General features: G+C 30.2%; 12 protein-coding genes. 1 reads left to right on the forward strand and 11 read right to left on the reverse strand.

Annotated features, from left to right (window positions below; translation table 11 throughout):
- A partial coding sequence (locus tag VDP25_RS16870; RefSeq protein ID WP_334471709.1) for a transposase occupies positions 1-265 on the forward strand: 265 nt, incomplete at its 5' end.
- A 57-nt stretch (positions 266-322) separates the two neighbouring features.
- Here VDP25_RS16870 and VDP25_RS16875 read toward each other — a convergent pair.
- The 11 genes from VDP25_RS16875 to VDP25_RS16925 form a co-directional block, all read right to left on the reverse strand.
- Positions 323-949 carry a hypothetical protein gene (locus VDP25_RS16875; protein WP_334471712.1) on the reverse strand — a complete coding sequence of 209 codons (627 nt, stop codon included), beginning with the start codon at positions 947-949 and terminating at the stop codon, positions 323-325.
- Between the two features lie 165 nt (positions 950-1,114).
- Entirely contained in the window at positions 1,115-1,870 is a 756-nt protein-coding gene (locus tag VDP25_RS16880; protein ID WP_334471714.1) for a hypothetical protein, read from the reverse strand.
- A gap of 165 nt (positions 1,871-2,035) precedes the next feature.
- Complete coding sequence (locus tag VDP25_RS16885; RefSeq protein ID WP_334471716.1) at positions 2,036-2,683, reverse strand: hypothetical protein; 648 nt, start codon at positions 2,681-2,683, stop codon at positions 2,036-2,038.
- A gap of 153 nt (positions 2,684-2,836) precedes the next feature.
- Complete coding sequence (locus VDP25_RS16890; RefSeq protein ID WP_334471717.1) at positions 2,837-3,151, reverse strand: hypothetical protein; 315 nt, start codon at positions 3,149-3,151, stop codon at positions 2,837-2,839.
- Positions 3,152-4,625: 1,474 nt separating this feature from the next.
- The gene (locus VDP25_RS16895) at positions 4,626-5,492 is read right to left on the reverse strand and encodes a toxin-antitoxin system YwqK family antitoxin (RefSeq protein WP_334471719.1); all 867 of its coding nucleotides are present in this window, start codon (positions 5,490-5,492) and stop codon (positions 4,626-4,628) included.
- Between the two features lie 504 nt (positions 5,493-5,996).
- Positions 5,997-6,290 carry a barstar family protein gene (locus VDP25_RS16900; RefSeq protein ID WP_334471721.1) on the reverse strand — a complete coding sequence of 98 codons (294 nt, stop codon included), beginning with the start codon at positions 6,288-6,290 and terminating at the stop codon, positions 5,997-5,999.
- 156 nt (positions 6,291-6,446) lie between these two features.
- Positions 6,447-7,160, reverse strand: a complete 714-nt coding sequence (locus VDP25_RS16905) for a GNAT family N-acetyltransferase (RefSeq protein WP_334471723.1) — start codon at positions 7,158-7,160, stop codon at positions 6,447-6,449.
- 161 nt (positions 7,161-7,321) lie between these two features.
- Complete coding sequence (locus VDP25_RS16910) at positions 7,322-7,882, reverse strand: DUF2004 domain-containing protein (RefSeq protein WP_334471725.1); 561 nt, start codon at positions 7,880-7,882, stop codon at positions 7,322-7,324.
- A gap of 175 nt (positions 7,883-8,057) precedes the next feature.
- Positions 8,058-8,765 (reverse strand): hypothetical protein, encoded by a 708-nt coding sequence (locus VDP25_RS16915; protein WP_334471726.1) that lies wholly within the window; start codon positions 8,763-8,765, stop codon positions 8,058-8,060.
- Positions 8,749-8,982 (reverse strand): hypothetical protein, encoded by a 234-nt coding sequence (locus tag VDP25_RS16920; RefSeq protein ID WP_334471728.1) that lies wholly within the window; start codon positions 8,980-8,982, stop codon positions 8,749-8,751. Before VDP25_RS16920 ends, VDP25_RS16915 begins: the two co-directional genes overlap by 17 nt.
- 156 nt (positions 8,983-9,138) lie before the next feature.
- A complete protein-coding gene (locus tag VDP25_RS16925) occupies positions 9,139-9,819 on the reverse strand; it encodes a hypothetical protein (protein WP_334471730.1) in 681 nt (226 codons plus the stop codon).
- Between the last annotated feature and the right edge of the window lie 127 nt (positions 9,820-9,946).

Below are 9,946 nucleotides of genomic sequence, written 5' to 3' on the forward strand. Positions count from 1 at the left end.
AAGTGGAAGTAGTGTAAAAGGGAGGCCACGAATAAGTAAAATGGGTAATCAAAAGCTTCGGAATTTATTATTTATGTGCAGTTTTAATGCGTGTAAATACAACAAAGCTTGCCGAGATCTTTATGAGCGAATAGTAGCGAAAGGAAAGAGTAAAAAATTAGCATTAATTGCAGTGTGTAATAAACTACTAAAACAGGCCTTTGCACTAGCTAAATCAGGATTAATATATGATGGAAATTATAAAAGTACTTTAGTGAAAAATTAATACATTTTTACTTGTTTTTTACCACAGTACTTTGTTGTAAGCCGTTTTTTATTCAGTTTATGATTTAAAATCCCTCCAAATTTCGTGCAATTCATCAACTTCTTTTTCGGTCATATATTTATTGAAAAGCCCACAGTTCGTGAAATAAGCCATACATTCTCCAAACTTTAAATATTGACTTTTTGGAATTACTCTTTTTGCTAAACACTTTTTTAATATTCCTATTCGTTTATTTTCGTCTTCGGCAATTATTTGGTCAATTTTCAAAATATCAGTTATCGAAAATTTGTCTTTAACTGACTCGATTGTTTTTATTTCATTCCAATGTTTTCTTGCTCCAATTCCTTGTTCTACATTACGAAACCTATTTTTATCTAAAGCGAATTTCAATGGTTCTTTGCGTTGAACATCTAATTTTTCGGTTACAATTTCAGTCCAAAATTTTTCAGTTTCCAGACTTATAGTTTCATTCCAATAAATCAAAAGTTCATTTTCCAATGATTTAATTTGAGATGAATTTAATTTACTAACTTTAGATTCGTTAGTTAAACATTCCTTAGTGAATTTTGAGAGTTCAAGAAAATAAGGTTTTGTTGCGTTGTCAATTTCGGTTGATTTACGAACGATTCTTTCGTGGATTTCAACTGTTTTTAAAATCTTTTCAATGTTTTCGATTTTTGTCAATTCGTTCCGGTTTTTCTTAAATGGCTTACAACGTGTTTGTGTATGATTTCGTTGCGTGTTTAAGCAACTAAATTAGCAAATACAAACCGAATAGAAAATCCGCGAGGATTTTCGTAAGTAGGCGAGTGCTAGCAATGAATTATACACGTTGTTGTAAAACGTTTTTTAATAGTCAAGTGTAATTTCTTCTGGACTGTTTGAATTAATATTTATAACTATATCTTCTGTAGTGAAAACTCCATTTTTTGTTTTGAAAACTCTAATAATGTTATTTTCATTTTCGGCAACGATAACATTTAAGGGATTATTAATTTCAGTCGCTTTATATAGTTTTCCATTGGTTGGAACATAAATAGTTTCTAATATTTCGTTAATTTCATCAGGTTCAGGGTTTTCAAACCCATAAGGAAAAATAGCTTGTAATTCAAATCGGTCATTTTCTTCTATAGGAACAAAATTGTTTAAGTTCACAACAACGTGAGCTTTTTTAGGAAAATAATAAGTTTGTTCAATTATTGTGTCTCTATTTTCAATATCAAACCAACGTTCTAAATAAATATTTACTGAATCAGGTGTAATGATATTCTCATTAAGGTTTAAATCGTTTTCATTAACTCTCAAGATTAAGTTTCCAGGTGAGGATTGATCAATTTCCCGATCTTTTAAATAGAACTCATCATAAAAACCTCCATTTTCATCTGATATCAAGTCCGAAATTAATCTTGTATATGTAGGCAAATATCCACCACCTTGTTTAAACTCAAAAGTAATGTTGACATTTGAAAGAGGCTCATTATTAGCTGTTATAACATTACCTTGTAAAATTGTACAGTCTGACGTGCATACGGAACTAGTTTCATCTTCAGTTTTCGAGCAACCATAAAGGTTTAATATTAAAAGCAGACATATAATTTTCTTCATAAAAGGATTTTATTTATAGATGTAGGAATTGTCAAATGGTTGCGTCAAAATGTTTTACAACGGTCTTGTGTATGGTTAGTTGCGTGTTTAAGCACCTAATTTAGCAAATAAATCACAGATAGAATATTCCGCAGGAATGTTCGTAAGTCGGCAGTGACCAAGCAATTAATTATACACGGTGTTAGCAAAAGTTTTTTTCTTATTTTTTATCAAACCTATGATATTCTCAATATTATATTCTCCTTTTTGAATATAAAAATTTCCATTTTCATCTATTAAAACATAACTGCCACAAGGATAATGTATAGGTAAAAAAGTCTTTTCAATAATTCCAAATTCGTCTTTAATCCAATTTAATTGTTTCCCATATTCAGCTGTTCCTTCGGGTGATTTATACATGAAAAATTGATTCACATTTTTCAATTTCTTTATTTTTCTTAAGTAATTTTTATATTTTCCTCTGACATAAGATTTGTCTCCAGTCGAGTTACACCAGTCTAAGCCGTGATAATAATTTAGAATTAAAATATTGTTCTCAGGAACACTTTGGTTCGATATTGAAGAAAGTTCTGTTCTAATTGAATCAAGTTTCGTTTTAGAAATTTTTCCTTTTTTTATTCTTTGAACTTTTACGTTAACGATTAATGTATCTAAATCAAACTTCATATTATACGATTTATGGTCGTCTGTTTCTTTATTAAATTCAGGTTTGGATATTTTGATTAAATCATCATTCAAATAAATTTCTTTTTTTTGACCAAATGTTATTATTGAAAATAGACAAATGAAATATGTAAGTAAGTTTGTTTTCATCCTAAATTTTTGCTAACGGTTACGTATAAGAATAGTGCGGTTTTGTATGCGAGGATTTTCCGAAGGAAAATCAGAAGCTAGCAAAAGCGCACTAACCTTTGATTAAGCACTAAACTACGCATTATTTTTATACAATGTTAGCTACAGTTTTTATTAATCTGTTACTTTATTCCAAAGTAAATCAGCGTAAATTTCCGCTATTTCACTCTCATTATTCACTTTCCAAGTTCGATGAGTAATTCCTCTTTCTTGGTCAATAATTTTGTCTTTTAATAACCAAATTCCGTCGTGCTCAGGATTTGGTGCGTTTTCCATTTTCTGTTTTTCAGTAAATCCAGAAATCCGTATGTGTTCTTTAAGGTCATTTTTTGAAATTGTAATATACTTTTTCAAAAGTCGAAAAGGTACTCCTTTGTCCTTAAATTCTGGAACTAATTCCGCAATTGAATTCATATTTCCAGTTTCCATTATTTCCAATTGAGTTTTTTTGTCAAGTTCAGGATAATTAAGTTTTTCGTGAGCTAAACAAATTTCGTTTATTTCATCATTCAGTTTTTTTACTCCGATTTTATTCGAAACAAAAAAGTAAATAATTAGTATTAAAACTAATCCAATTATGATTGTGAAAGTCGGCAATATTAATCACAACGGTCTCGTATATGATTTGTTGCGTGTTATAAGCGAGTAAGTTAGCAAATAAAAACCAAAATAGAAAAACCGAGAGGTTTTTCGACAGTAGGCGAGAAGCAGCTATAAATTATATACATTGTTAGCTATGAGTAGGCGCGCATAGACTTTGGTAAAGCAGAGGTGTTATTTTTCCTGCCGAAAGCAAACACTTTAAATGCGTAGCCTAGAGTTAGCAGAAATGCTGAACACGATTATATGTTTTTTATTTAAGAAGCCATTGCAGATAAGCTGTGTCCAATTCACGCATGTGTTTGCTTATTCGACTAAAGCACTGACGCCTTTTTTTATTTTTCAGCGCAAACTTGCTAACGCATGATTTTTAGACAATGTTTGAAAAACTCAAAAGGTTAGTTAAAACAATAAAAATTGCAAATAGAGAACGATCTTAATGCGTTTTATTTTAAAAAAAGGAATAATAGCACAAAGTTCACAGAAAAGGAAACGGCAAAACGAGAGGCTTTAATCTTCTAAAGAGGAACGGAAGTTTGTTTGCGACTATTATTGCTAACGGTTTTGTGTATGATTTGTAGCGTTATTTAAGCAAGTAAGTTAGCAAATAAAAACCAAAATAGAAAAACCGAGAGGTTTTTCGACAGTAGGTAAGAAGCAGCTATAAATTATATACATTGTTAGCTATGAGTAGGCGCGCACAGATTTTGGTAAATCAGAGGTGTTATTTTTCCAGCCGAAAGCAAACACTTTAAATGCGTAGCCTAGAGTTAGCAGAAATGCTGAACACGATTATGTTTTTTATTTAAGAAGCCATTGCAGATAAGCTGTGCCCAATTCACGCATGTGTTTGCTTATTCGACTAAAGCACTGACACCTTTTTTTATTTTTCAGCGCAAACTTGCTAACGCATGACTTTTAGACAATGTTTGAAAAACTCAATAGGTTAGTTAAAACAATAAAAATTGCAAATAGAGAACGATCTTAATGCGTTTTATTTTAAAAAAAGGAATAATAGCACAAAGTTCACAGAAAGGGAAACGGCAAAACGAGAGGCTTTAATCTTCTAAAGAGGAACGGAAGTTTGTTTGCGACTATTATTGCTAACGGTCGTGTATATGGCTCGTAGCGTATAAACTAGCGATTATTTTCGGATTAAGCACAAGCCATATTTTTAAATTTTACTATTATCTTCTTTATTGGAAATCGTCAAATTTAAAAATTTGGCGACTTTCCAAATATGCCTTAACTTCGATTAAGCAACTGATTAGCTATGAGTTATATACGTTGTTAGCACACGTATTTATTCCTTACTGATTAGTTCGCCATTCTCGTAAGTTTCTGTTTTGGTCAAATTACCATTTTCATCAAAATATGTCCAAATCCCGTCTTTTTTTAATCCGCCACTATAGTATCCGCTTTCACTGATTTTTCCATTTTCGTGGAACTTTGTAAAATTACCAGTTACAAGTCCGTTATCATAGTTTGCAACTAATCTTATATTTCCATTTTCGTGATACGCAGTAATTGATTTATAAGTTAGATTATCGAGAGGGAATTTTGTCTCACGAGTTTTATTTTGCTGTTTATCAAAGTCAATCGTAATTAAATGAGTAAAGTCACGGTATTTAATTCTCTTAACGAAACCTGTGTCATCATAATTTTCGGTTATTACTTTACCAGGTTCAGGTATTTCCTCTTCCTCTGCTCCGTGAATGACTTTTACATTTGGCATTCTCTGTACCTTAACGATATCAACGCTATAAATTTTGTCAAAATCATTTTCGATTAAAAAAGACGTCTCAAAATAATCTTTTCCATCATTTTCACTACCCATTGGGAATTGATAAACTACATAATTTAGTTTTGTATTTCCTTCAATTGGGACAATTACCTTTTTATTGAAATTATCAAAATCAATATTTTCATTAGATAAGGTTTGGTTGAAATTGTCAACTGTTTTTTGAATGTAGTCTGAACCTACTCTTTTTTGATATTCATCAATTTTTACTTTAATCGTATCTTCAAATGAATTGAAAAACTGCGTATAGTTTTTTTGCTTTATGAGTTTCAAAACTGCCTTCGATGTTTTCACAGCTTTTTTATCATTTTGGGCAAACCCAAATTGAGCTATCAAAATTAAAATGGTAAGTACAAATGTTTTTTTCATATGTGTGCTAACGTGTTTGTGTATGATTAGTAGCGTGGTTGAGCAACTAATTTAGTAAACTTTTACGAACCTGAGAATATTCCGAAGGAATATTCCAGATGAGGACTTACACAGCAATTAATTATACACGGTGTTGGCAGTAGTTTTTTATTTATCATTTTCGGAATAAGATTTGAAACTAGTAATTCCATATTTTTTAAACCAATATTTTTTGTCATTCCGAACTATAAAAAGAGTGTCATTATTAGCTCGAAAAATTAAAGAATCATTTTCTTTAATAAAATCGTGTAGTGTAGTTGGATAAGGTTTATCATTATTATAAGAAACATCAATTTTCAATGAGTCATTAACACAAACAGCACCTTTTGTCTGACTAATGCTTTCAATTTTGAGTAAATAGTTTTTATCATATTCAGCCCATTTTCCATTACAGAAAATGAAACAACTAAAATTAGTTAATAATAACAAAATTAATGAACACCTAATTATTTTACTATTTCTCATTTAGCAATCAGTTGCAATTAGTAAATTCGGGTTTTCTCCGACTTTTATTTTCCTATAATTAACGAAAGCTCCACATTCCATAATTGCATTTAGTAATTCAGGTGCGTTTTCTTTCAAGTGTTTTCCGTTTTCAATTAGCAGTAGAGTAGGTCTTTCAGTCAATTCGTCAATACAATCAATCCAAGCATCCATATTTTCTCCGTAGTAATCTGGAAAATTCAATTCCGTTTTAAATTCAGAGTGAAATGCTTTCCAATTTATTAATTTTCGACCGTTAATTTTGAATGTTATCATCTCGTTCTCAAATTACTGCCAACGGTTTTATATATGATACGTTGCGTGGTTTAGCACGTAATTTAGCAAATAAAAACCGAATAGAAAATCCGCGAGGATTTTCGTAAGTAGGCTCGCACTAGCAATGGATTATATATGTTGTTGTGTGTAGTGTTTTTAATTCGGAAGTGTCTTAATTACTATAAAACTCCCAAATTCAATTCGGTCAGAATTATATCTTTTCACTTTGTCTTTAAATTTCGTGTCAGTTTCTGTTTTCCAACTCAATTGCCATTCATAATGTGCTGGATGAATAATAGGTTTTATTAATTCTCTGGAATTTTTTTTAAAAGTTATGTTCCAAGTCCATTCAGGATTATTCCTTTCTGCAAGATATGGTTCCATATTCCATAATTCAATTCTTTCATTCCTTTCGTTAGGTTCCGAAATTTTTAATGATGGAACAAGTGGTTTAAACATTCTGATTTTACTATCGTGAGGAAAATCAGGAAAATTTTGAAAGCCTAAACTTTTCCAAATAGGCTCTGAATTTTCAGGTGAGCAAAACAATTCGCAAACCATCATTCCATTTTTTTTGAATTCAGATAATGTATCTTCTATTAATTTTCTTCCTAAACCTTTATTTCTGTAATTCGGATTTAATTCCGCAATATCTATTTCAATAATTACTTCATAAATATTATAAATTATAAATCCGATTGCAAAATCATTTTCTGTCAGAACAACCAACTCGTTTTTGTCAAATGATTTCGTAATTATATTCCAATTATTGTAAAATCCGATTCCAGTTTCATTCAGTTCGTCAATCAGCCATTTTTCTAATTGTGACAGATGTTTTTCGGTTGGTTTGAAGTTTGTTTCGTAGTTCATTCTCACATTACACACAACGTTTACGTATAAGAATAGTGCGGTTTTGTGTGCGAGGATTTTCCGAAGGAAAATCAGACGTAACAAAATTGCACTAACCTTTGATTAAGCACTTAATTTAGCATTATTTTTATACATTGTTAGCTGTAGTTATTTTTCTTTTTTCAACTTTCCCAAGTTATATGGTGTAATGTTCCGTCTTTATTAATATTAACAACTAAAAGCTGATTACAAGGTTCTCCATCAATGTCAATCGAATAGTCAAAAGTTCCGAAATAAGAAGCTTGCGGATAAATTCCAACTCTTATTAGGTTTAGTTTTTCCATTAAAAGACTATTTCTTGATTTTTTTCGATTTTTTATGTCAATAATTCCAGCTAATTCACTTTCGTCAAGTTCATCAAGATAGAAATTTAGATAGTCGGATGTCATACTTACGTCTTGTTCAAAGTCCGATTTTATATAGTTCTGATTTTGATTGTCAAATTCAGGTATTTTGTTCACAAATTCTAAGATTTGATTTAATTCAGATTGATTTGTCGATTCAGTCTCAAAATTCAAATCTAGATTGAGTTTTCTTTCTCCAAATTTTAAAGTCCAATCGTAATAATCCGTTAATTTTTCCACGTCAATTTCTGCGAAATCTGGTTTTTCCAAAATTCGGATTTCCTCTTTCCTGTTTTCTGTTTCTTCTTTGTTTCTTTTAAAAAAGTCAAATATTCCCATTTTTTGGTTTTTCAGAATTGAGTGAGTTAATTACAGCTAACGGTTTTGTGTATGATTTCGTTGCGTGTTTAAGCTCTAAAGTTAGCAAATAAATCACAGATAGAAAGTCCGCGAGGACTTTCGTAAATAGGCTCTAACTAGCAATGAATTATACACGGTGTTAGCAGAAGTTTTTTTAATATATTTCCCATATAGCTGTCAAATAAGGTAAAGGTGATTCCGTTGATAGTGGTGAAACATCAACACATTTAGTAGTGATTTTTTGAGGTAGCTTCTCAGTGAAATCGACGTCTTTTTTTATTTTATATTCTTTATAGAAATTATCATATACAGTTCGATATTCAACTTCTTTCTCCTTCTCAATATCAATGATAGTCTCTTCTTCTTTTTTAAAACTAAACCATTTTGTGTAAAATCCAGAAGGCTCTTTTATATTATCGTCTAGACTATTACTTTGAGCAAGTTCTTTTCTGTTTTCAATACTTCTGAAGTATGTTAGAAAATCTTCATAATATCCAGATATAATAAAATACGTTTTTATGTTGTCTTTATTAGTCAAAACATAAAGCCTCATTAAATCATTAAATATTCGTTTTTTTTCTTTCTTTTGAGAAGTGCTATATGAGGCTATTTTTAATTCAAAAACTATTTTAAGTTCATTTTTTTCTTTTAAAACAATATCAATGCTTCTTTTTTTAAAAATCGGGTGATTAAATTCCAATTCAATATTATCTACAGGAAAATGATGATTTGTAAAAAAGTCAGCTATAGGGTATTTCAACGAACTTTCGTTAATCATAAATTTTCTTCCAATTTTCTCTTGGAAACAAAGCCAATAAGAAACACTATTTATTAAACTAGAAAAATTAATGTTTTTTAACATATTTTTTTTGCTCCATTTCATTAAGACCTAGTACTACTACTCTTGTCCAAGGATTATCCAAATGAGAATCAATAAACTGATTAAACCCTTCTCCTTTGGTATAATCTCTTATAGCTTCGTCTAGATAAATTTTAGGGTTTTTATCTCCAGTATATGTGAAAATCGCAATTTTAATGTTATTCCCTTGGGTGAACTCCCTTATTATAATGTCCTTCATTTTTCTTTAATTTCTGCTAACGTGTTTGTATATGGTTTGTTGCGTGGTTTAAGCAACTAATTTAGTAAATAATTACCGACCAAGAAAGTCCGCGAGGACTTTCGTAAATAGGCAAGAAGCCAGCAATAAATTATATACGGTGTTGGCACAAGTATTTTATAAATATTTATTTTCAGTTATTTCCCATTCCGAGATTTCTTCAAATTCAGAAAGTGATTTTGGTTTAATATCAAATTTTATAATTTCAGTTTCTACTTTTTCTTCCGATATATTTCCTATTTCTGAAATTATTTCTCCTTTTTTAAAATCATATTTATCATTTTCAAAATTTCCGCTCGCAGAATGAACTCCATTACTTTCTGCTTTTATAATTACCATTTGGTTATTGTCAAACTCAAAAGTGTAAGATTGGTTTGAGCGGGTAAATTGATAATAGATATTCAGCAATCCATTTTCTATTGATAATTTAGGTTCCAAATGTGGTAACATTCCACCTTCGTCTCCACGTGCGATAAACTTATTGTTTTGGATGATTGCTTTTTCAATATTGTTTTGGTTTAGTAGAATTACAATAATTCGTGGTTTGTTTTTTAATAACTTACAATCCGAACATCTTTTTTCTAAAATACTGTCCTTTGATTCAAGTATTAAGGCAGAATCTTTAAAACCATCTTTGTTAAAGTCTCCAGAAGATTTTTCCAAGATTTTCCAATCAGAATTATTCTCAATTGTATTTAAATTTTGTCCGATAAAATTCGGATATATAGAATCGTTATTTTGTGAACATCCCAAAATAAAAAATCCTAAAAATAATAATGTAAGAATTCGTTTTTTCATATTTGTGCCAACGGTTTTGTATAAGAATAGTTGCGTGTTTGCGTGCGAGGATTTTCCGAAGGAAAATCAGATGTAGCAAATACGCAACTACCTTTATTTAAGCACAAATTAGCAATTATTTTTATAC

The organism is Winogradskyella sp. ECml5-4 (assembly GCF_036903175.1).
In the GTDB taxonomy this organism is placed as follows: Bacteria; Bacteroidota; Bacteroidia; order Flavobacteriales; family Flavobacteriaceae; genus Winogradskyella; species Winogradskyella damuponensis.

Excerpts from the sequence above, each read along its gene's own strand:
- VDP25_RS16905 (WP_334471723.1), bottom strand. The coding sequence starts at position 7,160 with ATGAACTACGAAACAAACTTCAAACCAACCGAAAAACATCTGTCACAA.
- VDP25_RS16880 (WP_334471714.1), bottom strand. The coding sequence starts at position 1,870 with ATGAAGAAAATTATATGTCTGCTTTTAATATTAAACCTTTATGGTTGC.
- VDP25_RS16900 (WP_334471721.1), bottom strand. The coding sequence starts at position 6,290 with ATGATAACATTCAAAATTAACGGTCGAAAATTAATAAATTGGAAAGCA.
- VDP25_RS16920 (WP_334471728.1), bottom strand. The coding sequence starts at position 8,982 with ATGAAGGACATTATAATAAGGGAGTTCACCCAAGGGAATAACATTAAA.
- VDP25_RS16895 (WP_334471719.1), bottom strand. The coding sequence starts at position 5,492 with ATGAAAAAAACATTTGTACTTACCATTTTAATTTTGATAGCTCAATTT.
- VDP25_RS16890 (WP_334471717.1), bottom strand. The coding sequence starts at position 3,151 with ATGGAAACTGGAAATATGAATTCAATTGCGGAATTAGTTCCAGAATTT.
- VDP25_RS16915 (WP_334471726.1), bottom strand. The coding sequence starts at position 8,765 with ATGTTAAAAAACATTAATTTTTCTAGTTTAATAAATAGTGTTTCTTAT.
- VDP25_RS16925 (WP_334471730.1), bottom strand. The coding sequence starts at position 9,819 with ATGAAAAAACGAATTCTTACATTATTATTTTTAGGATTTTTTATTTTG.
- VDP25_RS16910 (WP_334471725.1), bottom strand. The coding sequence starts at position 7,882 with ATGGGAATATTTGACTTTTTTAAAAGAAACAAAGAAGAAACAGAAAAC.
- VDP25_RS16885 (WP_334471716.1), bottom strand. The coding sequence starts at position 2,683 with ATGAAAACAAACTTACTTACATATTTCATTTGTCTATTTTCAATAATA.